Annotated in this window: 24 protein-coding genes, 1 rRNA gene and 1 riboswitch; of the genes, 8 read left to right on the plus strand and 17 right to left on the minus strand. The window is 70.6% G+C overall.

Going from position 1 to position 26570, the window contains the following annotated elements:
* Positions 1 to 7 precede the first annotated feature (7 nt).
* The 4 genes from AB0924_RS19245 to AB0924_RS19260 all read right to left on the minus strand — a co-directional run bounded on the left by AB0924_RS19245 (position 8) and on the right by AB0924_RS19260 (position 4791).
* Entirely contained in the window at positions 8 to 772 is a 765-nt protein-coding gene (locus AB0924_RS19245) for a carbohydrate ABC transporter permease (RefSeq protein WP_366912008.1), read from the minus strand.
* A gap of 59 nt (positions 773 to 831) precedes the next feature.
* A complete protein-coding gene (locus tag AB0924_RS19250) occupies positions 832 to 1830 on the minus strand; it encodes a sugar ABC transporter permease (protein WP_366912000.1) in 999 nt (332 codons plus the stop codon).
* Between the two features lie 6 nt (positions 1831 to 1836).
* Complete coding sequence (locus AB0924_RS19255) at positions 1837 to 3132, minus strand: extracellular solute-binding protein (RefSeq protein WP_366912001.1); 1296 nt, start codon at positions 3130 to 3132, stop codon at positions 1837 to 1839.
* A gap of 183 nt (positions 3133 to 3315) precedes the next feature.
* Positions 3316 to 4791 (minus strand): glycoside hydrolase family 43 protein, encoded by a 1476-nt coding sequence (locus AB0924_RS19260; RefSeq protein ID WP_366912002.1) that lies wholly within the window; start codon positions 4789 to 4791, stop codon positions 3316 to 3318.
* Between the two features lie 194 nt (positions 4792 to 4985).
* Here AB0924_RS19260 and AB0924_RS19265 point away from each other — a divergent pair, with 194 nt between their 5' ends.
* The 3 genes from AB0924_RS19265 to AB0924_RS19275 all read left to right on the plus strand — a co-directional run bounded on the left by AB0924_RS19265 (position 4986) and on the right by AB0924_RS19275 (position 8262).
* Complete coding sequence (locus AB0924_RS19265) at positions 4986 to 5516, plus strand: universal stress protein (protein ID WP_358929882.1); 531 nt, start codon at positions 4986 to 4988, stop codon at positions 5514 to 5516.
* Between the two features lie 311 nt (positions 5517 to 5827).
* On the plus strand, positions 5828 to 7783 hold the full coding sequence (locus AB0924_RS19270) for an amino acid transporter (protein ID WP_358929880.1): 1956 nt from the start codon (positions 5828 to 5830) through the stop codon (positions 7781 to 7783).
* Between the two features lie 83 nt (positions 7784 to 7866).
* Positions 7867 to 8262, plus strand: a complete 396-nt coding sequence (locus tag AB0924_RS19275) for a helix-turn-helix transcriptional regulator (RefSeq protein WP_358929878.1) — start codon at positions 7867 to 7869, stop codon at positions 8260 to 8262.
* Positions 8263 to 8297: 35 nt separating this feature from the next.
* Here the strand turns inward: AB0924_RS19275 and AB0924_RS19280 are convergent, their stop codons facing one another.
* Positions 8298 to 8780: a molybdopterin-dependent oxidoreductase gene (locus tag AB0924_RS19280; protein WP_366912003.1), complete on the minus strand. Its 483-nt coding sequence runs from the start codon at positions 8778 to 8780 to the stop codon at positions 8298 to 8300.
* 202 nt (positions 8781 to 8982) lie between these two features.
* Here AB0924_RS19280 and modA point away from each other — a divergent pair, with 202 nt between their 5' ends.
* The 4 genes from modA (at position 8983) to AB0924_RS19300 (ending at position 12298) form a co-directional block, all read left to right on the plus strand.
* The gene (gene modA, locus AB0924_RS19285; RefSeq protein ID WP_358929873.1) at positions 8983 to 9807 is read left to right on the plus strand and encodes a molybdate ABC transporter substrate-binding protein; all 825 of its coding nucleotides are present in this window, start codon (positions 8983 to 8985) and stop codon (positions 9805 to 9807) included.
* Positions 9804 to 10649 (plus strand): ABC transporter permease, encoded by an 846-nt coding sequence (locus AB0924_RS19290; RefSeq protein WP_366912004.1) that lies wholly within the window; start codon positions 9804 to 9806, stop codon positions 10647 to 10649. Before modA ends, AB0924_RS19290 begins: the two co-directional genes overlap by 4 nt.
* A 112-nt stretch (positions 10650 to 10761) precedes the next feature.
* Complete coding sequence (locus AB0924_RS19295) at positions 10762 to 11850, plus strand: ABC transporter ATP-binding protein (RefSeq protein ID WP_366912009.1); 1089 nt, start codon at positions 10762 to 10764, stop codon at positions 11848 to 11850.
* A 28-nt stretch (positions 11851 to 11878) separates the two neighbouring features.
* A complete protein-coding gene (locus AB0924_RS19300; RefSeq protein WP_358929869.1) occupies positions 11879 to 12298 on the plus strand; it encodes a TOBE domain-containing protein in 420 nt (139 codons plus the stop codon).
* A gap of 61 nt (positions 12299 to 12359) precedes the next feature.
* Here AB0924_RS19300 and gcvP read toward each other — a convergent pair whose 3' ends face one another.
* Complete coding sequence (gcvP, locus tag AB0924_RS19305; RefSeq protein ID WP_366912005.1) at positions 12360 to 15245, minus strand: aminomethyl-transferring glycine dehydrogenase; 2886 nt, start codon at positions 15243 to 15245, stop codon at positions 12360 to 12362.
* A gap of 174 nt (positions 15246 to 15419) precedes the next feature.
* Positions 15420 to 15514, minus strand: a riboswitch (glycine riboswitch).
* Positions 15515 to 15633: 119 nt separating this feature from the next.
* Between gcvP and AB0924_RS19310 the strand changes: the two genes are divergently transcribed.
* Complete coding sequence (locus AB0924_RS19310; RefSeq protein WP_358929865.1) at positions 15634 to 16005, plus strand: PRC-barrel domain-containing protein; 372 nt, start codon at positions 15634 to 15636, stop codon at positions 16003 to 16005.
* A gap of 86 nt (positions 16006 to 16091) precedes the next feature.
* On the opposite strand, the gene AB0924_RS19315 is transcribed toward AB0924_RS19310, so the two are convergent.
* The 11 genes from AB0924_RS19315 to rrf form a co-directional block, all read right to left on the minus strand.
* Positions 16092 to 17525 (minus strand): DNA polymerase IV, encoded by a 1434-nt coding sequence (locus AB0924_RS19315; protein ID WP_366912006.1) that lies wholly within the window; start codon positions 17523 to 17525, stop codon positions 16092 to 16094.
* A 68-nt stretch (positions 17526 to 17593) separates the two neighbouring features.
* Positions 17594 to 18277 carry a MerR family transcriptional regulator gene (locus tag AB0924_RS19320; RefSeq protein WP_358929861.1) on the minus strand — a complete coding sequence of 228 codons (684 nt, stop codon included), beginning with the start codon at positions 18275 to 18277 and terminating at the stop codon, positions 17594 to 17596.
* Positions 18278 to 18517: 240 nt separating this feature from the next.
* Positions 18518 to 18991 carry a bifunctional nuclease family protein gene (locus tag AB0924_RS19325; RefSeq protein WP_026253112.1) on the minus strand — a complete coding sequence of 158 codons (474 nt, stop codon included), beginning with the start codon at positions 18989 to 18991 and terminating at the stop codon, positions 18518 to 18520.
* 85 nt (positions 18992 to 19076) lie between these two features.
* Complete coding sequence (locus AB0924_RS19330) at positions 19077 to 19811, minus strand: MerR family transcriptional regulator (protein WP_358929860.1); 735 nt, start codon at positions 19809 to 19811, stop codon at positions 19077 to 19079.
* Between the two features lie 38 nt (positions 19812 to 19849).
* Positions 19850 to 20680, minus strand: a complete 831-nt coding sequence (locus AB0924_RS19335) for an FHA domain-containing protein (protein WP_358929859.1) — start codon at positions 20678 to 20680, stop codon at positions 19850 to 19852.
* 190 nt (positions 20681 to 20870) lie between these two features.
* Positions 20871 to 21767 carry a DUF881 domain-containing protein gene (locus AB0924_RS19340; protein WP_358929858.1) on the minus strand — a complete coding sequence of 299 codons (897 nt, stop codon included), beginning with the start codon at positions 21765 to 21767 and terminating at the stop codon, positions 20871 to 20873.
* Between the two features lie 5 nt (positions 21768 to 21772).
* Entirely contained in the window at positions 21773 to 22105 is a 333-nt protein-coding gene (locus AB0924_RS19345) for a small basic family protein (RefSeq protein WP_006134295.1), read from the minus strand.
* Positions 22102 to 23022, minus strand: a complete 921-nt coding sequence (locus AB0924_RS19350; protein WP_358929857.1) for a DUF881 domain-containing protein — start codon at positions 23020 to 23022, stop codon at positions 22102 to 22104. Before AB0924_RS19350 ends, AB0924_RS19345 begins: the two co-directional genes overlap by 4 nt.
* Before the next feature lie 120 nt (positions 23023 to 23142).
* The gene (locus tag AB0924_RS19355; RefSeq protein WP_358929856.1) at positions 23143 to 25638 is read right to left on the minus strand and encodes a mannose-1-phosphate guanyltransferase; all 2496 of its coding nucleotides are present in this window, start codon (positions 25636 to 25638) and stop codon (positions 23143 to 23145) included.
* Positions 25639 to 25751: 113 nt separating this feature from the next.
* Complete coding sequence (locus AB0924_RS19360) at positions 25752 to 26360, minus strand: CDP-alcohol phosphatidyltransferase family protein (protein ID WP_358929855.1); 609 nt, start codon at positions 26358 to 26360, stop codon at positions 25752 to 25754.
* 109 nt (positions 26361 to 26469) lie between these two features.
* Positions 26470 to 26570, minus strand: a 5S ribosomal RNA gene (gene rrf / locus AB0924_RS19365); the annotation flags it as partial.

Here is a 26570-nt window from a genome sequence, read left to right on the forward strand (position 1 = left end):
ACACGGCTCAGCCCTTGGTGGCGCCCGCGGTCAGACCGCCGACGAGCTGGCGTTCGGCGACCGAGTAGAACGCGAGGGCGGGGACCATGGCGAGCACGAGGTACGCGAAGACACGGGCGTACTCCGCCGAGTACTGGCCCTGGAACTGCTGGACGCCGATGGGCAGCGTCCACCAGGTGCTGTCGGTGAACACCAGCAGCGGGAGGAAGAAGTTGTTCCAGCTCGTGACCACCGCGAGGACCGAGACGGTGCCGAGCGCGGGCCGGGCCATGGGCAGCAGCACCCGCCAGAAGAACCCGAAGGCGCTGCAGCCGTCCAGCGTGGCCGCCTCCTCCAGCTCGCCGGGTATCTGCCGGAAGAAGCCGCGCAGGATGATGATCGTCATCGGCAGTCCGAAGGCCGCCTGCGGGAGGATCACGCCGAGCGGGTTGTCCAGCAGGCCGAGGGAGCGCAGCAGCAGGAACAGCGGCAGGGCGGCGACCGCGAAGGGGAACATCAGCCCGAGTGTGAAGAGGGTGAACAGCAACTCCCGCCCCCGGAAGGCGAACCGGGCGAAGGAGAAGGCCGCGAGCGCGGACACCGCGACCACCAGCACGGTCGTCGCCACGGCGATCAGCGTGCTGTTGCCGAGGAGCCGCCAGAAGTCGCCGGAGCGCAGGATGCCGGTGTAGTTGCCGGTCAGCCACCGGTCGGGCAGCCCGAACGGGTTGCGGGACAGCTCGTCGGTGGACTTGAAGCCCGAGAGGATCGCGTACAGCAGGGGTACGACCATCACCGCGCCGACCACGACGAGGATCACATGCAGCGGAAGCGTGCGTACGGTCCGGCGTGTCACGTGCCGGCTCCCCTCATCGTCGTGGTGGCCCCCTGGAGGTCGCGGCGGAGCACGAACCGCTGGTAGGCGAGGGCGAAGACGAGGCAGATGCCGAACATGACCACGCTGATCGCGCTGGCGTAGCCGACCTGGTAGCGCTTGAAGCCGTACTGGAACATGGTCACGGCCATCGTCTCGGAGTGGTGGTCGGGGCCGCCCTGGGTGACCACCCACACCAGGTCGAAGAGCTGGATCGACCCGATGACGGACAGGAAGACGCTGATGCGCAGGGTGGGCGCGAGCAGCGGCAGGGTGACGTTGCGGAAGCGCTGCCAGGGTCCGGCGCCGTCGATCAGCGCCGCCTCGTTCAACTCGGCCGGGACCGACTGGAGTCCGGCCAGGTACAGCATCATGTGGAAGCCGAAGTACTTCCAGGTCATGACGAGGAAGAGCGTGGCCATGACATAGGAGGGATCGGCGAACCACTCACCGCCCAGCCCGTCGAGGCCGATGGCGCCGAGGACATGGTCGGCGAGTCCGTCGTCGGGGGCGAAGATCATGCTGAACAGCACGCCGGTGATGGCCTCGGACAGGACGTACGGCGCCAAGAACAGCATCCGGTACACCGCCCGGCCACGCAGCCGCTGGTTGAGCAGCACCGCCATGGCGAGGGCGAACGGCAGTTGCAGGGCGAGCGAGAGCACGACCAGGACCAGGCAGCGCCACAGGTCGCCCAGGAAGACGGGGTCCTGGAAGAGGCGGCTGAAGTTGTCCGCGCCCGTGTAGTCGGAGGGCATGCCGAACCCGCCCCAGCGGAAGAAGGCGGCGTACAGCGCGAACAGCATCGGCAGCAGCACCAGTCCGATGAACAGCACCAGTGCGGGGAGCTGGAAGCCGACCGCGGTGAGCCAGTTCAGCGTGCGCCGTCGCGCCCGCCCGCGGACCGCGCTCGCGGCCGGGGGCGGGCGGTCGGCGGCCGGGCCGCGGCGCCGGTCGGGGAGGTAGGTGGAGGTCATCGGCGGCTACTGCTCTTCCTTGGCCGTCTTGGTGATGGACTGGGCGACCTGCTCGGGCGACTTGGACCCGGCGATGAGCGCGGCGACGCTGTCGTTGACCTCCTGCCCGACGGCGGGCGCGTAGGCCTGGTCGAGGTAGAGCTGGAAACCGGTGGTGGCCTTCAACTGGGTCTGCACGGCCTTGAGGTTGGCGTCGGTGAGCACGCTTTCGGCGGCCGGTACGACCGGCAGCACCCCGGTCTTCTTGACCAGTTCGCGGTCGGTGGTCTCGCTCGCGAAGAACTTCAGGAAGTCCACGGCGGCCTGCGGGGCGCCCTTGCGCAGCGCGTGCCCGCCGCCTCCGCCGAACACCTCGGTGATCTTCCCCTTGCCGCCCTCGACCTCGGGGAACGGGAAGAATCCGAGATGCGCGCCGAGCCCCTTGCCCGCGTCCGCCTCCACGACCGGGGCCCACTGGCCCATGAGCTCCATCGCGGCCTTGCCGTTGCCGACGGTGGCCGCCTGGCCGTTCGGGGTGGAGTAGGCGGCTCCGAGGAAGCCCTTCTGGAACGGCTGGAGGGACACCAGTTCCTTCAGGTGCCGGCCCGCCTCGACGAAGTCGGCGCCGGTGAAGTCCTTGCTGTCGCCGGCCTTCTGGAGTGCCCCGGCACCGGCGGTCCGCATCGAGAGGTACGCCCAGTAGTACATCCCGGGCCACTTCTCCTTGCCCGCGAGGGCGATCGGGGTGACGCCGGCGGACTTCAGCTTCCGTACGGCGTCGAGGAAACCGCTCCAGGTGGTGGGGGGTGTGCTGATGCCGGCCTTCTTGAAGAGCGCCTTGTTGTACCAGAACCCGATCATGCCGATGTCGAACGGGATGCCGTACGCCTTGTCGTCCAGCAGGTACGGCTGCCTGGCCACCGGCAGCAGTCCGTCGGCCCAGGCCTTGGTGGTGTCGGTGAGGTCCTCGACCAGACCGGCGTCGACCTGCTGCTGGAGCACGCCGCCGCCCCAGGTGTGGAAGATGTCCGGCAGCTTCCCCGAGGCGGTCAGCGCGGTCATCTTCGACTTGTAGGCGTCGTTCTCGAGCTGGACGATCTTCACCTTGACCTTGGGGTTCTGGGCCTCGAACTTCTTGGCGAGGCCGGCCCAGACGGTCTTGGTCGGCTCGGTGGTCGATATGTTCCACCACTCGATCGTGGTCGTCCCCGAGGACGACCCTCCGTCCGAGTCGCCGCCGCAGCCGCTGAGTGCGGTCACCCCGAGGCCGGCGGCTACGGAGGCCGCCAGGAAGCCGCGGCGGGACAGTGCGGGGTCGCCCATCATGCGCTCCTTCGAAACTTTCGGAATTGCTTCGGAGAGGTTCCAGACGCGGAAAAGCAGGGACCACCACAGGCGCTCACCTCGTTCGGCACACTCCGGTGGACCGAAACATTCGGTCAAATTCCCGAACGTTCCGATCCGCGACTCTAGAAAGGCACGTGAAGAGCGTCAAGGTGTTGCGCACTAGCTGACGGGCTCGTAGGAGAACCAGTCGAAGGCAGCCCGCCCCTCGGTGACGTACATGCCGAGGACACGGCCGGTGAACCCGCCGGCCACTTCGGTGGACAGGTAGCGTCCGTCGAGTCCGGTCGGCCGAACGAGCCCTTCGGAAGTTTCGACGGAGAAGGCGATGGTGTCGGGGCCGCTCAGGGGCCGTGCGTTCCGGGTCGCCCGGATGTCCACGGCCAGGGTGACCGGGCCCGCCGGCACCGGGTGCTCGGTGACGCGCCGCCGCACCGGGCCGATCCGCACGATCACGGACGCCACTCCCCCGGCCACCTCCAGGTCGTAGTGATGGGCCTCGTCCAGGCGGACGGACAGCCCGGCCCGCGCCGACGGCCCGGCGTCCAGCAGGGCCGCGGCCCGGCAGTCGTGGTGCTGCTGACGGCGGCCGACGAAGATGCGCCCGGGCAGATCGGCGCTGCCTGCGGTGGCCGCGAGCGTCAGCCAGCCCGGCCGCTCGGTCAGCGACCAGCAGCCGTCCGGCCGACGGCGCGGCGAGATCCAGTGCGGCGCCAGCGCCGTGCCGGTGAAGTCGTCCCGCGCCGGGAGCGGCCGGACGGGCGTCCGGGCGGGCGGCGCCGGGTGCCGCTCCCGCACCGGTCCGAGCCGGGGCCAGCCGTCCACCCACTCCACGGGCACGAGGAAGGTCTCGCGGCCGAGTACATGGAACTCCGGGAAGTGGCCACGCGGCCGGGTGCCCAGCAGCACCATCCACCAACTGCCGTCGGCGGCCCGGACCAGGTCGCCGTGACCGGTGCACTGAACCGGCAGCCCGGTGCCGCGATGGGACAGCAACGGGTTGCCGGGCGCCGGTTCCCAGGGGCCGCGCGGCGAGCGGGCGCGGGCGGCCGAGACACCGTGGCCGAGCGCGGTGCCGCCCTCGGAGATCAGCAGGTACCACCAGTCGCCGACCCGGTACAGGTGCGGCGCCTCGGGGTCCCTGAGGTCGGTGCCGGACCACATCGGCAGCGGCCCCTCCAGCACTTCGCCGGTGCGGGGGTCGATCCGCGCGACCGTCACGCCGGCCATGGCGCACCAGCACCGGCCGTCCTCGTCCCAGGCCAGGTCGGGGTCGATGCCGGGCAGGTCGATCCACACCGGGTCCGACCAGGGTCCCTCGGGGCGTTCGGCGGTGACGAGGAAGGTGCCCCCGGCGCCGACGGCGGTCGTGATGACGTGGAAGAGCCCGTTGTGGTGCCGGATGGTCGGCGCGTAGACACCGCCGGAGGCGGGCACGTCGTCGGGCAGCGCCAACTGCCCCGGCCGGTCCAGCACGTTGCCGACCTGACGCCAGTGGACCAGGTCCCGGCTGTGGAACAGCGGTATGCCGGGGAAGTACTCGAAGCTCGAGCACACCAGGTAGAAGTCGTCACCCACCCGGCAGACGCTCGGGTCCGGGTGGAAACCGGGGATGACCGGGTTGTCGTACGTCCGCATGCACGCCTCACAGGGTTACGGGAGTTCGTGTCGAAAGTTTCGAACCTGGCGGCGAATTTTACTGAGACGGCGCCGCCCGGAGGGCCCGTACCGCTGGTCTCGTCACGCACCAGGGAGTGGGATGGAAGGGAGGCCCTGCACGCGGACCCGGCCGGCGCCGGAGCCCGCGGCGATCCGTGAGGAACGGTGGAGTCATGTCCGGTTACGACACCTCGGCGGCGGCCCGTGTGGTGGTCGGCGTGAGCGGTTCCCTGGGCAGCGTCACGGCCCTGCGCCGGGCGACCGCGCTGGCCCGGAGGCTGCGAGCCGAGCTATGGCCGGTGCTCGCCTGGGAGCCGCCCGGGGGCGACGCCACCGCGCGGCGCTCCCCCGCCGCCGCCCTGCTGGTCGAGGAGTGGCAGCGGCTGGCCAAGCAGCGGCTGGCCTCGGTGCTCGGCGAGGTCTTCGGCGAGGAGGGGCCGGGGGTGCCGATGCGCGCGGTCATCGTGCGCGGCACCCCCGGCAGGGCGCTGGTGGCGACCGCCGACCGCGAGAGCGACCTGCTGGTCGTGGGCGCCGGCCGGCGGGGCCTGCAACGGGCCTTCTCGGGCCGCGTCTGCCGGCACTGCCTCACCCACGCCTGCTGCCCGGTGCTGGCGGTGCCCCCGTCGCCGCTCGAGTCGGACCTGGTGGCCGTCCACCGGCGCAACGCGTGGCACCGGCGCATGGACACCAGGGACTTGTGAGGCCGGTGACACCTCACTGCGGCTGCGGATCCTCTTGCGCGGGAGCAGCATGGAGGGGTCGTACGAGATGACGCTCGGTGGCCGCCGCCCACTGGCCTGCGGTCATCCCTCCCCCTACCGTCCCATGCCCTCCATCGGCCTCCGGCCTCCGCTTCTTGATGCTTCGCCCGCTCCCACCCGGCCAGTCTTAACGCAAGATTGACGCCTCCCGACCCTCGATCCAGAGGCCACGGCGTCACTCTCTGCTTACGCTGGTGCCGCCGTCCGCGTGATGGCCGGAAACCCCTGAGCCAGACACCTGGAGCACGCCGATGGCCACGACCGAGCACCCCCCTCCCAGTCGCCTGCGCGCCTGGATGCTGGAGGGGCTGTCCGACATGGGCAAGCACGGCGGCCATACCGGGCCCCATGCCGTGCCGGAGGCGCCGCACCGGGGCCAGCGCTGGTGGCGGGTGATGTGCCTGACCGGTGTCGACTACTTCTCCACCCTCGGCTACCAGCCCGGCATCGCCGCCCTCGCGGCCGGCCTGCTGTCACCGATCGCGACGATCGTCCTGGTGATCGTGACCCTGGCCGGTGCCCTGCCGGTCTACCGCCGGGTGGCCGAGGAGAGCCCCCACGGCGAGGGTTCCATCGCCATGCTGGAACGGCTCCTGTCGTTCTGGAAGGGCAAGCTGTTCGTGCTGACCCTGCTGGGCTTCGCGGCCACCGACTTCCTGATCACCATCACCCTGTCGGCCGCCGACGCATCCACCCACCTGGTCGAGAATCCGCACCTGAACAGCGCGCTGCAAGGCCATCAGATGGTGATCACGCTGTTCCTGGTCGCCCTGCTCGGCGCCGTGTTCCTCAAGGGCTTCCTCGAGGCCATCGGCGTCGCCGTCGCCCTGGTCGGCATCTATCTCGGGCTCAACCTGGTCGTCGTGGCCGACGGCCTCTGGCACGTGCTCACCGCAGACCACGTGGTGGCCGACTGGAGCAGTGCCCTGACCGCGGAGCACGGCAACGTGTTCGTGATGATCGGCGTCGCCCTGATCGTCTTCCCCAAGCTCGCGCTCGGCCTGTCCGGCTTCGAGACCGGTGTGGCCGTCATGCCGCACGTGCAGGGCGAGCAGGGCGACACCGAGGAGCGGCCGGCCGGCCGGATCCGGGACACCAAGAAGCTGCTGACCACCGCGGCCCTGATCATGAGCTGCTTCCTGATCGCCACCAGCTTCATCACCACGCTGCTGATCCCGGAGAACGAGTTCAAGCCCGGCGGGCAGGCCAACGGCCGCGCCCTCGCCTACCTCGCGCACGAGTACCTGGGCGGAGCCTTCGGCACGGTCTACGACATCTCGACAATCGCGATCCTGTGGTTCGCGGGCGCGTCGGCGATGGCCGGACTGCTCAATCTGATGCCGCGCTATCTGCCCCGGTACGGCATGGCCCCGGACTGGGCCCGCGCGGTGCGCCCGATGGTCATCGTCTTCACCCTGGTCGCCTTCCTGGTCACCTGGCTCTTCGACGCCAACGTGGACAAGCAGGGCGGCGCCTACGCCACCGGCGTGCTGGTGCTGATCAGCTCCGCGGCGATCGCGGTGACCATCGCCGCGCGCAGGGCCGGGCAGCATCGCTGGAGCATCGCCTTCGCGGTCATCTCGGTGGTGTTCCTCTACACGACCGTCGTGAACGTCATCGAACGCCCGGACGGTGTGAAGATCGGCGCCTGCTTCATCGCCGGCATCATGCTCGTCTCCTTCCTGTCCCGGCTGGCCCGCGCTTTCGAGCTGCGCGTGACCAGCGTGGTCCTGGACCCGATGGCGGAGCGCTTCGTCAGGGACATGGCCAGCCGCAAGATACGGTTCATCGCGAACGAGCCCGACAGCCGGGACAAGGCCGAGTACCGCGACAAGGTCGAGCAGATCCGGGCCGACAACGACCTGCCGGAACACGAGGACTTCGTCTTCGCCGAGGTGACCGTCACCGACCCCTCGGAGTTCGAGACGGCCCTGACGGTACGCGGCGAGGTCCTCCACAACCGCTACCGCGTGCTGACCGTGGAGTCCTCCTCCGTCCCCAACGCCCTCGCCGCGCTCCTCCTGCACACACGCGACCTGACCGGCTGCACCCCGCACATCTACTTCGAGTGGACCGAGGGCAACCCGTTCGCGAACTTCCTGCGGTTCTTCCTCTTCGGACAGGGCGAGGTCGCCCCGGTCACCCGGGAGATCCTGCGCGAGGCGGAACCGGACCGCACCCGCCGCCCGCGCGTGCACACGGGCTGAGGACCGGCCCGCCGGCGGTACGGCAGGCAGGGCGGGTGACCCGATGTCCGCGGTTCCCGCGTGATGGCCCTATCGTGACCGGCATGCAGTCCTACACGATCGGCCAGGCCGCGCGGCTGCTCGGCGTGAGCCCGGACACCGCCCGTCGCTGGGCGGACGCCGGCCGGGTGGCGACCCACCGCGACGAGGCCGGGCGGCGGCTCATCGACGGCAAGGACCTCGCCGCGTTCTCGGTCGAACTGGCCGGGACGGGCGGCGGCGAGGAGGACGCGCCCTACACCTCCGTCCGCAACGCCTTCCCCGGCATCGTCACCGCCATCAAGCTCGGCGACGTCGCCGCCCAGGTGGAGATCCAGGCGGGCCCGCACCGGCTGGTGTCGCTGCTGACCCGTGAGGCCGTGGAGGAACTGGGCCTGGAGGTCGGCGTGGAGGCCACCGCGCGCGTGAAGTCCACCAACGTGCACATCGACCGGGTCTGACCGGATCCCACCGCGCGCGGCCGGCCCCCTCGCCTTCACCCGGTGTGCGTGCGACCGGCCGGGGCCGGCCCCGGTGTACCGAAGCCGTACCCCCCGTCGACCCGGATCGCCGTGATGCCGCTGACGTGCCGGGCCCCGCAGCGGTCCTGCGGCAGCACAAGCTGAGGGCCGGCCGCGTCCAGCGGGATGCCGTCGATCGTGACGGCGAGCAGTACGGCGGCCCCGGCGAAGTCGGGGTCGATCTCCGCCCAGGACAGTACGGCGTGGTGGCCGTCCCTGCCGGTGACGGCGATCAGGAAGCGCAGCCGGTCCTTGCGCCGGGCCGGGTCGAACGACGGACCGGCGTCGGCCAGGACGTCGTGCAGGCGCGGTCCGCTGAACCGGTGACGCTGGACGCCGCTGGTGGCGCACTCGAAACTGACCGCCACCCGGTGCTGCGGCCGGCCGAGCAGATCCGGCACGGTCAGCCTGGTGGGGCGCGACAGATCCCCGGTCAGGGCGAGTTCCGCGAGCGTCACCTGCGACCACCTCCCGGATGACCGTACCCAGCCGTCACCCCCGTACAAACGCACATGCCAGCTCATCAGGGGAACTGTCTTGCTCATGCGATGAGACAGCAGACTTACGCCTGGCAGATGCGGCAGTATGATCGGCGCATGGCCGGCACCGGCCGTGGCAGGGCGCGACAGCTCGCTCAAGGACTCGAGGAGTAGATCCGTGATGACCCGTTCCGTGCGCCGGACCCGGCGGACGCTGCAGCTGGCCGGTGCGGGAGCCGCCGCCCTGATATCACTCAGCGCCTGCTCCTCTTCCTCCGACGACTCGCCGGCCGGCGGTTCGGACACCTCGGGCTCCGCGTCCCCGAAGCTGTCCGGCTCGGTCACCGTGTTCGCCGCCGCCTCCCTCAAGGAGAGCTTCACGACCCTCGGCAAGGAGTTCGAGAAGCAGCACCCCGGCACCGAGGTCAGCTTCAACTTCGGCGGCAGCGACACGCTCGCCGCGAGCATCACCAGCGGTGCGCCGGCCGACGTGTTCGCCGCCGCAAGCCCGAAGACCATGGCGATCGTCACGGACAAGAAGGACGCGGTGGGCACCCCCGCCACCTTCGTCCGCAACCAGCTCGAGATCGCCACGCTGCCGGGCAACCCCGGCAAGGTGTCCTCCCTGAAGGACCTCACCGGGTCCGGCCTCAAGGTCGTGCTGTGCGACAGGACGGTGCCGTGCGGCGCGGCCGCCCAGAAGGCCCTCGACGCAAGCGGGCTCAAGCTGACGCCGGTCTCCTACGAGCAGGACGTCAAGAGCGCACTGACCAAGGTGGAGCTGAAGGAGGCCGACGCCGCCGTGGTCTACAAGACCGACGTGAAGGCGGCGGGTGACAAGGTGGAGGGCGTGGAGTTCCCCGAGTCGGCCGAGGCCGTCAACGACTACCCGATCGCCCTGCTGAAGAACGCGGGCAACGCCCCGGCGGCCAAGGCGTTCATCGCGCTGGTGCGGTCCGCCGAGGGCCGCCGGGTCCTGGGCGGGGCCGGGTTCCTCCAGCCGTGACCTCGCCCGCCGAGCCCGGCACCGCGGCCGGCCCCCGCACGGGCGGGCCGCGGCGCCGACGCGCGCGCGGGGTGCCGCTGCCTCTGCTGGTGCCCGGTGTCGTGGCCCTGGCGTTCCTGCTGCTGCCCCTTCTCGCGCTGCTCGTCCGCGCCCCCTGGGGCAGCCTGCCCGATCAGCTGACCAGCGCCGAGGTGTGGCAGGCCCTCCAGCTGTCCCTGGTCACCGCCACGGCGGCGACCGGGGTCAGTCTGGTGCTCGGCGTGCCGCTGGCCTGGCTGCTCGCGCGCACCGACTTCCCCGGCCGCCGTCTCGTACGGGCCCTGGTCACCCTGCCGCTGGTCCTGCCCCCGGTGGTGGGCGGCGTGGCCCTGCTGCTCGCCCTCGGCCGCAACGGGGTGGTCGGCAAGTGGCTGGACGCGTGGTTCGGGATCACCCTGCCCTTCACCACCGCAGGTGTGGTGATCGCGGAGGCCTTCGTCGCGATGCCGTTTCTGGTCATCAGTGTCGAGGGCACCCTGCGTGCCGCCGACCCGCGTTACGAGGAGGCGGCGACCACGCTCGGCGCCTCGCGGTTCACCGCGTTCCGCCGGGTCACCCTGCCGCTGATCGCCCCCGGTGTCGCCGCCGGCGCGGTGCTGGCGTGGGCCCGGGCACTCGGCGAGTTCGGCGCGACGATCACCTTCGCGGGCAACTTCCCCGGCCGTACCCAGACCATGCCGCTGGCCGTCTACCTCGCCCTGCAGAACGACCCGGAGGCGGCCATCTCCCTGAGTCTGGTCCTGCTGGCCGTGTCGATCGCGGTGCTGGCGGGACTGCGCGACCGGTGGATGACGGGGGCATGAGGGCACGATGGGGAGGGAGGACCAGGTGAGGAGGCCGGGCGAGGTGGGCATGGAGGGCGAGGTGAGGACCGAAGCCGACCCCGCGCGGGTTCCGGCGGCGGAGCCGGCCGCCATGACCGGGACCGGCGCCCCCGCCGGAACCTGCCCGGGGACCGGCGGCGAACAGGGGCTCGACGCCCGGCTCGTGGTCGACCGGGCGGACTTCCGGCTCGACGTGGCGCTGACCGCCGCCCCCGGCGACGTCATCGCGCTTCTGGGCCCGAACGGCGCCGGCAAGACCACCGCCCTGCGTGCCCTCGCCGGGCTGCTCCCGCTCACCGGCGGCCACCTGCGACTGGATGGCACCTCGCTGGAGCGCACCCCGCCGGAGTCCCGGCCGGTCGGCGTCGTCTTCCAGGACTATCTGCTCTTCCCGCACCTGTCCGCCCTGGACAACGTGGCGTTCGGGCCGCGCTGTCACGGTGCGGGCAAGGCCGAGGCGCGCGCGCAGGCCGCCACCTGGCTGGACCGCATGGGCCTCACCGGGCACGCCGGGGCCAAGCCCCGCCGCCTGTCCGGCGGACAGGCCCAGCGCGTCGCGCTCGCCCGCGCCCTGGCCACCCGGCCCAGGCTGCTGCTCCTGGACGAACCGCTCGCCGCGCTGGACGCGCGCACGCGCCTGGAGGTCCGGGCCCAGCTCCGCCGCCATCTGGCCGAGTTCGAGGCCGTCGCCGTGCTGGTCACGCACGACCCGCTGGACGCCATGGTGCTGGCGGACCGGCTGGTGGTCGTCGAGCACGGCCACGTCGTCCAGCAGGGCACCCCCGCGGAGATCGCCCGTCGGCCGCGCACCGACTACATCGCCCGGCTCGTCGGCCTCAACCTCTACCGCGGACAGGCCGCAGGGCACACCGTACGGCTGGACGCGGGCCCTTCGGTGACGACGACGGAGGACCTGTCCGGTCCCGTCTTCGTGGCCTTCCCGCCGGCCGCCGTCACCCTCTTCCGGGACCGGCCCACCGGCGCCAGCGCCCGCAACCTGTGGGCGTGCGAGGTCGCGGGCCTGGAGACCCACGGCGACCAGATCCGCGCCGACCTCACCGGCGAACTCCCCCTGGTCGCCGACCTCACCACGGTGGCCGCCGCCGAGCTGGACCTGCATCCGGGTGCGTCGGTCTGGGCGACAGTGAAGGCGGCGCAGACCCACGCATACCCGGCCTGACCGGACGGCAGCTCTACGGTGGGTGCTCATGACACTGAGCATCCGCAACCAGCTCCCCGGTGACGTGACCGAGGTCCACCCCGGCGAGGTCATGGCGATCGTCAAGGTGCGGCTGGACGGCGGCCAGGAGCTGACGGCCGCCATCACCCAGGAGGCCGCCGAGCAACTCGCCCTCGCCCCCGGCACCGCCGTCCGCGCCCTGGTGAAGTCGACCGAGGTCTCCCTCTCGACGAGCAGGGTCGAGGGCCTGTCGATCCGCAACCAGCTCCCGGGCGCGATCACCCGTCTCACCCGGGGCGAGGTCATGGCCTCCGTGAAGGTGGCCGTGGCCGGCGGCGAGCTGACCGCCGCGATCACCAGGGACGCGGCCGAGGACCTCGGCCTCTTCGTGGGGTCCGACGTGGTCGTTCTGATCAAGGCGACCGAGGTGTCGCTGGACACGGTCTGAGAGGCACGGAAAAGCGGGAGCCCCGCCCGGTCCACGGGCGGGGCTCACACGTACGGCTCGCTCAGTCCTCGTACGCGTCCAGCGGCGGGCAGGAGCACACCAGGTTGCGGTCGCCGAAGGCCTGGTCGATACGGCGCACCGGCGGCCAGTACTTGTCCGCGACCGAGACGCCGCCCGGGAAGACGGCCTCCTCGCGGCTGTAGGCGTGGTCCCAGTCCGCGCCGAGCGCCCGCGCGGTGTGCGGCGCGTTGCGCAGCGGGTTGTCCTCCGCCGGCCACACTCCGGAGCCGACCTTCTCGATCTCCGCGCGGATGGCGATCATCGCGTCGCAGAACCGGTCCAGCTCCGCCAGGTCCTCGGACTCGGTCGGCTCGATCATCAGCGTGCCGGCCACCGGGAAGGACATGGTCGGCGCGTGGAAGCCGTAGTCGATGAGCCGCTTCGCGACGTCGTCCACGCTCACACCGGTCGCCTTGGTCAGCGGGCGCAGGTCGATGATGCACTCGTGCGCCACCAGGCCGCCGGGGCCGTTGTAGAGCACCGGGTAGTGCGGCTCGAGGCGCTTGGCGACGTAATTGGCGGAGAGCACGGCCACCTGGGTGGCGCGCTTGAGCCCCTCGCCGCCCATCAGACGGACGTACGCCCACGAAATCGGCAGGATGCCCGCGCTGCCCCACGGCGCGGCGGAGATCGGGCCCACGCCGGTCTCGGGGCCGGCCGCAGGCTGCAGCGGGTGGTTCGGCAGGTACGGCGCCAGGTGCGAGCGGACGGCCACCGGGCCGACGCCGGGACCGCCGCCGCCGTGCGGGATGCAGAAGGTCTTGTGCAGGTTCAGGTGCGAGACGTCGCCGCCGAAGTGACCCGGCTTGGCGAGACCGACCAGTGCGTTGAGGTTGGCGCCGTCGACGTACACCTGGCCGCCGGCGTCGTGGACCTGGGCGCAGATGTCGGCGACGTGCTCCTCGAACACGCCGTGCGTCGACGGGTAGGTGATCATCAGCACGGCCAGCTCGGCGCGGTGCTGCTCGATCTTGGCCCGCAGGTCGGCGACGTCGATCTCGCCGTCCTCGGCGGTCTTGACGACGACGACCTTCATGCCCGCCATCACGGCGCTGGCGGCGTTGGTGCCGTGCGCGGAGGACGGGATCAGGCACACGACGCGCTGCTCGTCGCCGTTGGCCCGGTGGTAGCCGCGCACGGCCAGCAGGCCCGCGAGCTCGCCCTGGGAACCGGCGTTGGGCTGGAGGGACACCTTGTCGTAGCCGGTGACCTCGGCGAGGCGGTCCTCCAGCTCGCGGATGAGCGTGAGGTAGCCCTCGGCCTGCTCGGCGGGCGCGAAGGGGTGCAGCTGGCCGAACTCGGGCCAGGTGACCGGCTCCATCTCGGTGGTCGCGTTGAGCTTCATGGTGCAGGAGCCCAGCGGGATCATGCCGCGGTCGAGCGCGTAGTCGCGGTCGGCGAGACGGCGCAGGTAGCGCAGCATCGCGGTCTCGGAGCGGTGCTCGTGGAAGACCGGGTGGGCGAGGTAGTCGTCGGTGCGCAGCAGGGCCTCGGGCAGGGCCTCGCCGGCCGCCGCGTCCAGCGCCTCGATGTCGCCGTCGACGCCGAAGGCGGCGAAGACCGCCTCCACCTGGGCCCGGTTGGTGGTCTCGTCGCAGGCCAGGGAGACGAGGTCGGCGTCGACGAGACGCAGGTTGACGCCGCCCGCCCGGGCGGCGGCCACGACCTCGGCGGCCCGGCCGGGCACGCGCGCGGTGAGGGTGTCGAAGTAGGCGCCGTGGACGATCTCGACACCGCCCGCCTTCAGGCCCTCGGCGAGGATCGTGGCGTAGCGGTGGGTGCGGCGGGCGATGGTCCGCAGTCCCTCGGGGCCGTGGTAGACGGCGTACATGCCGGCCATCACGGCGAGCAGCACCTGGGCGGTGCAGATGTTGCTGGTGGCCTTCTCGCGGCGGATGTGCTGCTCACGGGTCTGCAGCGCCAGGCGGTAGGCCTTGTGCCCGTCGGCGTCGACCGACACGCCGACGAGACGGCCGGGCAGGCTGCGCGCGAACTTCTCGTGCACCGCCATGTAGCCGGCGTGCGGCCCGCCGAAGCCCATCGGCACGCCGAAGCGCTGGGTGGTGCCGACGGCGATGTCCGCGCCCAGCTCGCCGGGCGAGGTCAGCAGGGTGAGCGCGAGCAGATCGGCCGCGACCGTGACGAGGGCGCCCAGCTCGTGCGCCTGGTCGATGAGCGGCTTGATGTCGCGGACGGCACCGGAGGCGCCCGGGTACTGGACCAGTACACCGTTGATCTCGCGCTCGGCGATCTCCGCGGGGATGCCCTCGGAGAGGTCGGCGACGACGACCTCGACACCTGTCGGCTCGGCGCGCGTCTCGATGACGGCGACGGTCTGCGGCAGGGCGTCCGCGTCGACCAGGAACAGGCCCTTCTTGTTCCGGCCCATGCGCCGGGACAGCGCCATGGCCTCGGCGGCGGCCGTGCCCTCGTCGAGCAGGGAGGCGCCGGACGTCGGCAGCCCGGTGAGCTCGGCGACCATGGTCTGGAAGTTCAGCAGGGCCTCCAGCCGGCCCTGGGAGATCTCCGGCTGGTACGGCGTGTAGGCGGTGTACCAGGCGGGGTTCTCCATGACGTTGCGCAGGACGACCGGCGGGGTGAAGGTGCCGTAGTAGCCGAGGCCGATCATGGAGCCGAGGACCTGGTTGCGGTCGGCGAGCGAGCGCAGCTCGGCGAGCACCTCGGCCTCGGTGCGGGCGCCCGGCAGCTCCAGGGCGTCGGCGTTCTTGATCACATCCGGGACCGCGGCGGCGGTCAGCTCGTCGAGCGAGCCGTAGCCGACGTGCGCGAGCATCTTGGCCCGCGCCTCCTGGTCGGGCCCGATGTGGCGCTGCTCGAAGGGGATACCGGCTTCGAGCTCGGAGAGCGGGGTGCGATGGGCGGTCATTGCGGAGGCCTCCTGGTCTGACGCGACCTTCGAGGGGCACCCCGGTACGGATACCCCGACGGCCTCCCCCTCTGTCATCTCGACCTGAGAGCTTCACCGGCGGCCCGGGGGCGCCGGCTTTCACCGTCGGTGAGGGCGGACGCCGTCGACATCCGCCCTGCTTTCCAGAGTGACCTCGTCCGTGCGGTACGTGGGCCTGAGAGATTCCGGGGAGGATTTGCTCCTTCGGCGCCTCCGAGGTGATCGGAGGACTCTCCCGCACGGGGTCAGCAGCCGCTGTCAGCCTACCAGCGAGGTCAACGCCCGGGCCTTCGAGTGGCCGCCTCCCTGATTGTGCTCTTTCGTAGTGCTTACGGATGAGTTGCGACCACGTGGAGGGAGAGGGACCGTGCAGACCGACATCGATCCGCGCAACCTGATCGGCCGCAAGGCGTTCGACCGCACCGGCACCAAGATCGGCACCATTGACGAGGTGTACCTCGACGACGCCACCGGAGTGCCGGAGTGGGCGGCCATACGGACCGGTCTCTTCTCCCGGGACGCCTTCGTGCCCCTGGAGCCCAGCGAGATCGTCGAGGGCGCCCTGCGGGTTCCCTTCGACCGTGCACTCATCAAGGACGCGCCCGACTTCGGTGTCGGCCGCCACCTCTCCCCCGAACAGGAACTCCAGCTCTACCACCACTACGGCCTGGACGTGGCGGCGCCCTCCCCGTTCGCGGACCACGACTTCGGCAAGCTCGCGGGCACCGAGGAGCCCTGAGCCCGCTCCACCACCGGCCCCCCGTGGAGGCGCGGAGGACCGCCCGAACGATCACGACGGAGCCCCACACACAGACCAGGCACCTGCTACAGATCGGCGTCGACAGCACCCGACAGACTCGGCGGCGGATCCGCGTCCGGTACCCGCGGCAGCGGATCCGCGTCCGGTATCCGCGGCAGCGGATCCGTGCCCAGCACCAGCGGCAGCGGATCCGCCGGCTCCAGTTCAGGATCCTCGACGCCGAACGTCCGCACCCGCCCCGGCTCCGACTGGGGCGTCTCGAAGCGCACGGTCACCCGGCCCAGGCCACTGCCCTGCACCCAGCCGTGGCCCCACGCGGCGTGCCGCACGTCCTGCCCGGCCCGCCACTGCCGCTTGACGGGCTCCGGCCGCTCCGGCACGGTCTCGGCCACGGCCTCCTCCGGCACCGATACGTCCCGCGAGGGCTGCGCCGCCTGCGCGAACAGGTCCTCCTGGGTGTAGTCGGCGAGCCCGGTGACGCCCACACCGAGCAGCCGCACCCCGCCCGTGGTGTCCACGGAGTCCAGCAGCCGCTCGGCCGCCTCCCGGATCACCGCGGGGTCGTCCGTGGGCCCTCTGAGCGTCTCGGACCGGGTCAGCGTCGAGAAGTCGTACCTGCGGACCTTCAGCACGATGGTCCGCCCCGACAGCCCGGCCCCGCGCAGCCGCCGCACGCACCGGTCGGCGAGCCGCCCCACCTCGAGACCGACCCGCAGCCGGTCGTGGATGTCCACGTCGTAGGTGTCCTCGACCGACACCGACTTGGCCTCCCGCTCGGCGACCACGGGCCGGTCGTCGCGAGCCAGCGCCATCGCGTACAGCGCGTGCCCGTGCGCCTTGCCGAGCAGCCGTACGAGTTCGTCCTCGCCGGCCTCGGCCAGCTCCGCGACCGTGGTGATCCCGGCCCGCCGCAGATGGTCCCCGGTCGCCGGACCCACCCCGGGCAGGGTCCGCACCGGCATCGGCCCGAGCAGCGCCCGCTCGGTGCCGGGTTCGACGAGGACGAGTCCGTCGGGTTTGGCCTCCTCCGAGGCGATCTTCGCGAGCATCTTGGAGGCGGCGAGTCCCACCGACCCCGTGAGCCCGGTGACCGCCCGTATGTCGGTGCGCAGCTTCGTCCCCACCCGCCGCGCCGAGTCCGCGTCCCAGGCCGCCTCCCGGGGCTCGAGGTCGACGAACGCCTCGTCCAGGCTCAGCGGCTCCACCAGCGGCGACAGCTCCCGCAGCAGCGTCATCACCTGCTCGCTCACGGACCGGTAGACGTTGAAGCGCGGCACCAGGTACGCGGCGTTCGGCGCCAGCCTGCGCGCCTGGGCCATCGGCATCGCCGAGTGCACCCCGAATACCCGGGCCTCGTACGACGCGGTGGCCACCACACCACGCGGTCCGAGTCCGCCCACGATCACGGCCTTGCCCCGCAGGCTCGGCTTGGACGCCTGCTCCACCGAGGCGTAGAAGGCATCCATGTCGAGATGCAGGATCGTGGGCGCGTTTCTCACATCTCCGATGCTGCACCACACCACTGACAACCCGGGCGCACGGCCCGTGGGATGCGGTGGGGGCGTACTCAGACGGCCCGGTTGCGCCGCCGTGCCAGCTCGTCCGCCGGGTTGTGCCCGACCAGGGTCTCCCCCGTGTCGACCCGCTCCCCGTGCAGCTGGGAGAGCGCGCTCTCCACGTCCCGCCAGACCACGCCGACGGCGATCCCGAAGATGCCCTGGCCGCCCTGGAGCAGGGCGTGCACCTCGTCCGGCGAGGTGCACTCGTACACCGTGGCGCCATCGCTCATGAGGGTCATGCGCTCCAGGTCCTGGAAGCCGCGCTCCCGCAGGTGCCGCACGGCCGTGCGGATGTTCTGCAGCGAGACCCCGGTGTCCAGGAACCGCTTGACGATCTTCAGGACGACCACGTCCCGGAAGCTGTAGAGGCGCTGGGTGCCCGACCCGTAGGCGGGCCGCACACTCGGCTCGACCAGTCCGGTGCGGGCCCAGTAGTCCAGTTGCCGGTAGGTGATGCCGGCGGCCGCACAGGCCGTGGGACCCCGGTAGCCGATCTCCTCGGACGCCATGGACGCCACCCCTCCGCCGTTCGGCACCGCCGTCGGCCGCTGTGGGGCGTGGTCGACCGCGCCGCCGGGATATGCGTACTGCCCGCTGGAACGCGGCTGGGAACTCGGGGGAGGGTACGGACCGCTCTCCCCGAAACCGCGTCCGGGGGCACCCCCAGCCGTACCGTCGCCGCTCGTTCTCACGCCGACCTCCGTCCTTGAACTGCCTTCTCGACGGTAGGCAGTCACCAGGGGTGCGTCAACGATCGCCACACTCGCCACGCCGGGTGATAATCACCCTAAGAGTGGTTTCTCGTGCCCCACCGCGGGGAAAGGCTAGCCGAATGCTCCCGCGGAAGACCGCATGACGCTCTGGATGGCCGGTGGCAATTGCCGCGGCGCCGGGAACCGGCTCGCACCTCACCGCCGCCGAACCGCCGCACCTCACTGGCTGCTGGTGCCGAAGTCCTCCGGCGAGATCTGGTCGAGGAACTCGCGGAACTTCTCCACCTCGTCCTCCTGCTCGTCCGGGATCGCGATGCCGGCGTCGTCCAGCACCGTGTCACTGCCGTAGATCGGCGTCCCGGTACGCAGTGCCAGCGCTATGGCGTCGGAGGGACGCGCGCTGACCTCGACCCCGCTGGCGAAGACCAGCTCCGCGTAGAAGACGCCCTCACGCAGGTCCGTGATGCGCACTTCGGTCAGCTCCTGGCCGACGGCCTCCAGCACGTCCTTGAACAGGTCGTGGGTCAGCGGTCGCGCGGGGGCCATGCCCTGCTGGGCGAAGGCGATCGCCGTCGCCTCCCCCGGCCCGATCCAGATGGGGAGGTAGCGGTCGCCCCCCACTTCGCGCAGGAGCACGATCGGTTGGTTGGAGGGCATTTCGACCCGGACACCTACGACATCGAGCTCGTTCACACAGCAACCCTAGGCCGTGCCCGGGACCTTTGGGTAGTCGGGCCGGGAACAGGTGCCCGATCCGGCCGCCCGGGCACCCCGCCGTTCAGGGCAGACGCACGCCGAGAGCGGTCTGCACCAGCGCCGCGTGCAGCCGCATCGTGAGCGCCGCCAGCTCCTTCGCCCGGGCCTCGGCGTGAGCCCTGGTCTGCGGGTTGCGGTGGCGCTTCAGGGGGGCCACGACCTGGTCCACCAGGCCCGCCTCCCGGTCGGCGGCGGCCTTCATCACCCGCAGATGGCGCGGCTCGATGCCGAACCGGCCCAGCTCGGCGACGAGCGAGGCCACGGTGACGGCCGCCACGTCGTAGACACCGTCCTCCAGTGGAGCGATGAGCCCGTACGACTGCCACTCCGCGAGGTCGTCCTCACCGATGCCCGCCGCCGCCAGCAGCTCGCCACGCCCGACCCGGGCCACCGTGGGCCGTTCGGACGGCTCCGGCGGCTCGTCCCCGGTGCGCTGGCGCCCGACCACGGGCAGCTGCACGGCCTCACCGCGCTCCATGGCGTCCAGGTGCTCGCGGATCACCTTGAGCGGCAGGTAGTGGTCCCGCTGCATCCTCAGGACGTGCGCGAGGCGGTCGACGTCCCCGGGGCCGAACTTCCGGTATCCCGACGGAGTCCGCTGCGGCTCGATGAGTCCCTCGGACTCCAGGAAGCGGATCTTGGAGATGGTGACCTCGGGGAACTCGTCACGCAGCGCGTTCAGCACCGTGCCGATGCTCATCAGTCCGTCCGTGGCGGCGGTACCGCTTCGGGCACCGCCGCTCGGTGTGTGCAGCATGGACCTTCCCCTGGGTTCCCCCGGACGGAATCCAGGGGTCAGATGCCCTGCCGGCTCGCGTAGAAGACCAGCCGGTACTTGCCGATCTGCACCTCGTCGCCGTTCGACAGAGGCACCTGGTCGATCCGCTCGCGGTTGACGTACGTGCCGTTCAGACTGCCCACGTCGGCCACCGTGAACGAGCCGTCCGGGGAGCGCCGGAACTCCACGTGCCGGCGGGAGACCGTGACGTCGTCCAGGAAGATGTCGCTCTGCGGGTGCCGGCCGGCCGTGGTCAGATCGCTGTCCAGCAGGAAGCGGCTGCCCGAGTTCGGCCCCCGGCGCACCACCAGCAGCGCCGAGCCCAGCGGCAGCGCGTCGACCGCGGCCTGCGCCTCGGGCGAGAGCATCGGCACCTGCGTCTGCCCGGTCACCTCGGCGTCGTAGGCCTCGATGCCGGAGATGGAGATGGTCGACGTGGTCTCCGAGGCACGCTCCGGCGCCACACCGGGCCGCAGCGGCGCGCCGCAGTTGGAGCAGAAGCGGGCGTTCTCCGCGTTGCGGTTACCGCACCTCGTACACACCAGGACGGACATGGACGGATCCTCCTGCCGCGGATGCCCCGCGGGGGCGTTGGACGCATAGGGGTCGGAGGTAAACCCTCCACCCGCACTTGAGGTTGACGGTTGCCCGAAACCTATGCCGCCGGACTGGGCAGGGTCAACAGACGCCGCGCCCTGGCCTCCGGAAATGTCACCGCCCGGACCAGCGACCTGGTCACGGAACAGCGGGCGCTGGCCCTCTGCGTCAGGCTGTGCGCGGTGGCGAGCGGTCGCGTTGTCGCTGCCTTCTCGCGCGCTCTTGCCGAACAACTTCGCAAACAACTTCACGGGCGATTCCCCTTGACCGAAACAGACCCGCCCGTGGGGCAGGACGAACCCTGATTGCCTACACCGGTCGACCCGGACATCCTCACAACGTCCGTATCCACCAGACAGTTTCCACCACGCGCCACTTCTTCGGTGCGCCGACCCCCCGCAACCTCATGCCCCTGCCGGACGTCCCCCATGCACCGCCGGTTCACTGGGAGGACGACCGAGCGTAGTCAGGCCGCTTCACCTCTCGCAAGGCGTCCACGACGATCTTGCCGGACCGCTCTACGGTCACCGTGGCCTGCTCCTTCTCCAGAGTCTGCACCACGCCTCCCGGAATGTTCAGAGCCGGTTCAAGATCCTGTGACTTGCCGATGACCTGGAAACGATACGGTGCGTTGATCTTGTTCCCGTCGACACTCACGCTCTTGCCGGAGTCGGTGAGGTAGGTGCTCGCGACCACGCGTACGCCGTTGACCTGAATAGCCTCGGCACCGGCCGCGCGCAGCTCCTGGATCGCGTCGAGCAGCATGTCCGCCTTGACCGTCCCCTTCGTGTCCTCGATCGTCATCGTGATGCCGGGACCCTGCGCCGCCACGGTGCCCGCCAGAATGCCGAGTTGCTTCTCCTTCTCGGCCGTCTGCCTGCGCGCCTCAGCGGCCTGGTCGGAGCTGCTCTGCAGCTCCTGGCGCTGTTTGTCGAGTCCCTGCTTCTCGCCCTCAAGACGCTGAGTCCGGTCGTCCAGTTCATCGAGGATGCGAACGAGATCTTCCTGACGTGCCCCGCGCAGCGCGCTGTCGCTGTCGCTGTTCGACGCCACCTGGACGGCCAGCCCGAAGCCGAGGCCGAACAGCAGCACAGCGACGATGAGTTGGGCCCGGGTGACACGCGGCGGCCACACCCCCTTGAGCAGCCGCTGCCGGCCGGTGAGCGGGGGCTCGGCGCCCTCCGCTCCTTCGGTCGCCTCGGCAGGAGTCGGCCGCGGTTCCGCGGGCGTCCGCTCCGGCCCGACGGGCTTTCGCTCCGGCTCGGCGGCCGGGGCCGGGACCTCGTCGGGCAGTTCCTTGCGCAGCCTGTTCTCGGGCCGCTCGTCCTGGTTGCTCATCGCTCTCAAGCCCGGAAGACGTGTCGCCGGATCGCCGCGGCGTTGGAGAAGATACGGATACCGAGGACGACCACGACACCGGTGGACAACTGCGCCCCGACGCCCAGCTTGTCGCCCAGGAAGACGATCAGCGCGGCCACGACCACGTTGGACAGGAACGACACCACGAAGACCTTGTCGTCGAAGATGCCGTCGAGCATGGCCCGCAGACCACCGAACACAGCGTCCAGCGCGGCCACGACGGCGATCGGCAGATAAGGCTCGACGACCGCCGGAACCTCCGGCCGGACCAACAGGCCGGCCACGACTCCCACGATGAGGCCCAGTACGGCGATCACGATGTGCCCTTCTCAGTCTTCTCGTCGTTCGGCTGTGCTGTGCGTACGATCACACTCGGCGCGGAGGGCAGGCGGACGTCCCCCTCGGTGGAGATGGTGGCCCGGATACCGAAGTTCTCCTCCAGGGCGTGCAGATACAGCCCGTCGGCGCTGTCCTGGAACCTGGTGCTCAGCCGCTGCCCGTCCCCTACCGCCAGCACCGTGTACGGCGGCACCAGCGGCCTGTTGTCGACCAGTATCGCGTCACCGGCGGCCCGGATCGCGGACAGGGCCGTCAGCCGCTGCCCGTTGATGGAGACGGCCTCGGCCCCGGAGGCCCACAATCCGTTCACCACCCGCTGCATGTCCCGGTCACGCACCCGGCCGGTGTCGGAGAAACCGGAGGTCTCGCGCGGATTGGAGCCGTCGCCGCCGGCGCTGGCCTCCTTGGCGTCGTTCACCACGAGCTTGATGCCGGGGCCGTGCACCGCGGTCGCGCCCGACAGCACGCCCACCACGTCGGCCTCGGAGCCTCCGCCGCTGCGCCGCAGTGCCGCCCGCCGGCGCGTGTCGACATCGTCGCGCAGTCTGTCGACATCGCTCTCGAGCCGGTCCGCGTCCGCGGTCTCCCGGTCGATGCGGTCGATCAGCTCCTGGCGTTCCTTGGCCACCACGGGCGCCGCGATCCTCGCCTGCGCCGCTCCCACGGTGACCACCAGGGCCGCGAGGACCAGGCCCGAGGCCAGGCCCAGCTTCGCCCTGAGCGTCTTCGGCAGCCCTCCGGCCTCACCCTGCGCCGCCCGCCGGGCGGCGGCCTCCGCGTAGCCGTCGTCGAGGCTGTGGTCCATGACGTTGGTGATCAGCGACATGGACGCGTCCGGGCGCGACGACCGCGGGGGGCTGCTCCGAACGGGGGATTGCTGCGGCATGCCGCACATCGTCGCATGTCGCGAGCAGTACCTCCGAATGGCCCCACCGGCGTGCCGGACAGGCCCCCTCGGGGACACTGGTCCGGCACGCGCGCGTGTGGCCGCTTTCGCCGTCCGGAGCCGCCGGTACTACCGCCCGGCGCTCTCCACCACGGCCGCCCACTCGTCAAGCAGGGCCTGCGCCGAGGCGTCGTCCGGCCCCTCGGCCCACAGATGGGTGACGGCCTCGGCCGGGTCGGGCAGCACCATCACCCAGCGCCCGTCGGTCTCCACGACCCGCACACCGTCGGTCGTGTCGACGGACCGGTCCCCGGCCGCCTCGACGACCCGTCGCATGACGAGGCCCTTGACGGCCCACGGGGTCGCCAGGTCCCGCTTGAGGACGTGCGCCCGCGGAATCCGCGCGTCGATCTGGCTCAGCGTGAGCTGCGTACGGGCCACCAGCCCGATCAGCCGTACGAAGGCCGCCGTGCCGTCGTAGACGCTGCTGAACTCCGGGACGATGAAGCCGCCCTTGCCGTCCCCACCGAAGATGGTGCCCTCCTCGCGTCCCACGCGCGTGAGGTCGTCGGGAGAGGTGGTGGTCCACTCGACCTGGGTGCCGTGGTAGGCGGCCACCTGTTCGGCGATCCTGGTCGTGGTCACCGGCAGCGCCACCCGGCCGCTGCGCCGCTCCGCGGCCACCAGGTCCAGCATGACGAGCAGCGCCCGGTCGTCCTCGATGATCCGGCCCTTCTCGTCCACGAGCGACAGCCGCTCGCCGACGGGGTCGAACCGCACACCGAACGCGGCCCCGGAGGACGCCACGATCTCACCGAGGCGCACCAGGCCCTTGCGTCGCATCTCCTCGGTCTCGGTGGGCCGGGACTCGTCGAGACCGGGGTTGATCGTCAGCGAGTCCACGCCGAGCTTGCCGAGGAGGCTGGGCAGCACCAGGCCCGCGCTGCCGTTGGACGCGTCCACGACGACCTTGAGGCCCGATTCGGCTATGCCCGTGGTGTCGACGTTCCGCAGCAGCGACCCGGTGTACGAGTCGAAGACGCTGGCCGGGAAGTACAGGTCGCCGATCTCACCGGGGAACGCCCGGCGGTACTCCTGCCGTGCGAACACACGGTCCAGCTTGCGCTGGCCGCCCTGCGAGAGGTCCGCGCCCTGCCCGTCGAAGAACATGATGTCGACGGAGTCCGGCACACCCGGCGAGGTCCGGATCATGATGCCGCCTGCGCTGCCGCGCGCGGTCTGCTGCCGGGCCACGGGCAGGGGGACGTTCTCCAGGTCCCGTACGTCGATGGCGCTGGCCTGCAGGGCGGAGATCACCGCCCGCTTGAGTGCACGGGCGCCTCGGGAGTGGTCACGGGCCGTGGTGACCGTGGAGCCCTTTTTCAACGTGGTCGCATAGGCACCGGCGAGCCGTACGGCCAGCTCGGGCGTGATCTCCACGTTGAGGATGCCCGAGACACCACGGGCGCCGAACAGGTTGGCCTGTCCTCTGGACTCCCAGATCACCGAGGTGTTGACGAAGGCGCCGGCCTCGATGGTCTTGAACGGGTAGACCCGCACATTGCCCTGAACGATCGATTCTTCACCGATCAGGCACTCGTCACCGATGACCGCGCCGTCCTCGATCCGGGCGGCCCGCATGATGTCGGTGTTCTTGCCGACGACACAGCCGCGCAGATTGCTGTGCTGACCGACGTACACGTTGTCGTGCACGACGGCCCGGTGCAGGAAGGCACCGCTCTTGACGACGACATTGGAGCCCACGACGGTGTGCTCGCGGATTTCCGCACCGGCTTCCACCTTGGCGTAGTCGCCGATGTAGAGCGGACCGCGGAGCACCGCGTCGGGATGCACTTCGGCTCCCTCGGCCACCCATACGCCCGGGGAGATCTCGAACCCGTCGAGGTCGACGTTCACCTTGCCCTCGAGGACGTCGGCCTGCGCCTTGACGTAGCTCTCGTGGGTGCCGACGTCCTCCCAGTAGCCCTCGGCGACATAGCCGTAGATCGGCTTGCCTTCCTTCATGAGCTGCGGGAAGACATCGCCGGACCAGTCGACGGAGACGTCGGCCTCGACGTAGTCGAAGACCTCGGGCTCCATGACGTAGATGCCCGTGTTCACCGTGTCGGAGAAGACCTGCCCCCAGGTCGGCTTTTCGAGGAAACGCTCGACCTTGCCTTCCTCGTCGACGATGGTGATGCCGAACTCCAGAGGATTGGGCACCCGGGTCAGACAGACGGTGACCAGTGCGCCCTTTTCCTTGTGGAAATTGATCAGGTCGGTGAGGTCGAAGTCCGTGAGGGCGTCGCCGGAGATGACGAGGAAGGCGTCGTCCTTCAACGCCTCTTCGGCGTTCTTGACGCTTCCGGCGGTACCGAGGGGCTTCTCCTCATTGGCATATGTGAGCTCCATTCCGAGCTCTTCGCCGTCGCCGAAGTAGTTCTTGACGAGCGATGCCAGGAACTGCACGGTGACAACGGTCTCGTTGAGCCCATGCCTTTTGAGCAGCCTCAGCACATGCTCCATGATCGGGCGGTTGGCCACGGGCAGGAGCGGCTTGGGCATGCTGGAGGTCATAGGGCGAAGGCGAGTGCCTTCGCCACCGGCCATCACGACGGCCTTCATGTCGGAAGCGTCCTCCTAAAGAGACGACGGTCTAGCCGACTTCACCCGTCCAGATTGTCCCGCACTTCGGCGCGGAGGGCCATCGGACCACTATGTCCGGACAATCAGTGGGCTCAATCGACCGTGGCGTCCGCGCGGACCAGGCGGCGGACTTGTACCACGTAGAGCACTCCTGCCCACCAATAGAGGGTTGTACCCCAACCTGCGAACGCCCATCCGAAAATAGCGGCCAGTGACGCGATCCATCCGTTTCCGTCGCTGAGCAGCAGGAGCGGGAAGGCGTACATCAGGTTGAAGGTGGCGGCCTTCCCCAGGAAGTTCACCTGGGGCGGCGGATAGCCGTGGCGCCGCAGGATGCCGACCATCACCAGCAGAACGAGCTCCCGTGCGAGCAGAAGGGCGGTCAGCCAGAGCGGGAGGATCTCACGCCAGGTGAGGCCCAGCAGCGTCGTGAGAACGTACAGCCGGTCGGCCGCGGGGTCGAGCAGCCGGCCGAGGTTGCTGATCTGGTTCCAGCGCCTGGCGAGCTTTCCGTCCAGGTAGTCGCTGATGCCGCTCAGTGCCAGCACAAGAAGGGCCCAGCCGTCGCTCTTGGGGCCGCCGAACTCCGGCCTGAGGATGAGCCACAGGAAGAGCGGGACGCCGGCCAGGCGAGCCATGCTGAGGATGTTGGGGATGGTGAGCACCCGGTCCGTCTGGACACGGGTCTCCTGGACCTCCACCCGGGGGCCTCCTGTGCTGTAAGGAGCGAAACGATGCTCCCCGACCCTACCCCAACGCAAAAAAGCTCCGGCCCCTGGGCAGTGCCCAAGAGCCGGAGCTGTAAAAGGAGTTCGGCGGCGTCCTACTCTCCCACAGGGTCCCCCCTGCAGTACCATCGGCGCTGTGAGGCTTAGCTTCCGGGTTCGGAATGTAACCGGGCGTTTCCCTCA

This window comes from Streptomyces sp. NPDC047869, from assembly GCF_040704065.1.
Lineage (GTDB): Bacteria > Actinomycetota > Actinomycetes > Streptomycetales > Streptomycetaceae > Streptomyces.

Coding starts and splice junctions, on each gene's coding strand:
- AB0924_RS19260 (WP_366912002.1), bottom strand. CDS start 4,791: ATGCGGACGTACGACAACCCGGTCATCCCCGGTTTCCACCCGGACCCG.
- AB0924_RS19250 (WP_366912000.1), bottom strand. CDS start 1,830: ATGACCTCCACCTACCTCCCCGACCGGCGCCGCGGCCCGGCCGCCGAC.
- AB0924_RS19300 (WP_358929869.1), top strand. CDS start 11,879: ATGACACTGAGCATCCGCAACCAGCTCCCCGGTGACGTGACCGAGGTC.
- AB0924_RS19275 (WP_358929878.1), top strand. CDS start 7,867: ATGCAGTCCTACACGATCGGCCAGGCCGCGCGGCTGCTCGGCGTGAGC.
- AB0924_RS19245 (WP_366912008.1), bottom strand. CDS start 772: ATGGTCGTACCCCTGCTGTACGCGATCCTCTCGGGCTTCAAGTCCACC.
- AB0924_RS19330 (WP_358929860.1), bottom strand. CDS start 19,811: ATGCTGCACACACCGAGCGGCGGTGCCCGAAGCGGTACCGCCGCCACG.
- AB0924_RS19255 (WP_366912001.1), bottom strand. CDS start 3,132: ATGGGCGACCCCGCACTGTCCCGCCGCGGCTTCCTGGCGGCCTCCGTA.
- AB0924_RS19295 (WP_366912009.1), top strand. CDS start 10,762: ATGACCGGGACCGGCGCCCCCGCCGGAACCTGCCCGGGGACCGGCGGC.
- modA (WP_358929873.1), top strand. CDS start 8,983: ATGACCCGTTCCGTGCGCCGGACCCGGCGGACGCTGCAGCTGGCCGGT.
- AB0924_RS19355 (WP_358929856.1), bottom strand. CDS start 25,638: ATGAAGGCCGTCGTGATGGCCGGTGGCGAAGGCACTCGCCTTCGCCCT.
- AB0924_RS19340 (WP_358929858.1), bottom strand. CDS start 21,767: ATGAGCAACCAGGACGAGCGGCCCGAGAACAGGCTGCGCAAGGAACTG.
- AB0924_RS19265 (WP_358929882.1), top strand. CDS start 4,986: ATGTCCGGTTACGACACCTCGGCGGCGGCCCGTGTGGTGGTCGGCGTG.
- AB0924_RS19270 (WP_358929880.1), top strand. CDS start 5,828: ATGGCCACGACCGAGCACCCCCCTCCCAGTCGCCTGCGCGCCTGGATG.
- AB0924_RS19350 (WP_358929857.1), bottom strand. CDS start 23,022: ATGTGCGGCATGCCGCAGCAATCCCCCGTTCGGAGCAGCCCCCCGCGG.
- gcvP (WP_366912005.1), bottom strand. CDS start 15,245: ATGACCGCCCATCGCACCCCGCTCTCCGAGCTCGAAGCCGGTATCCCC.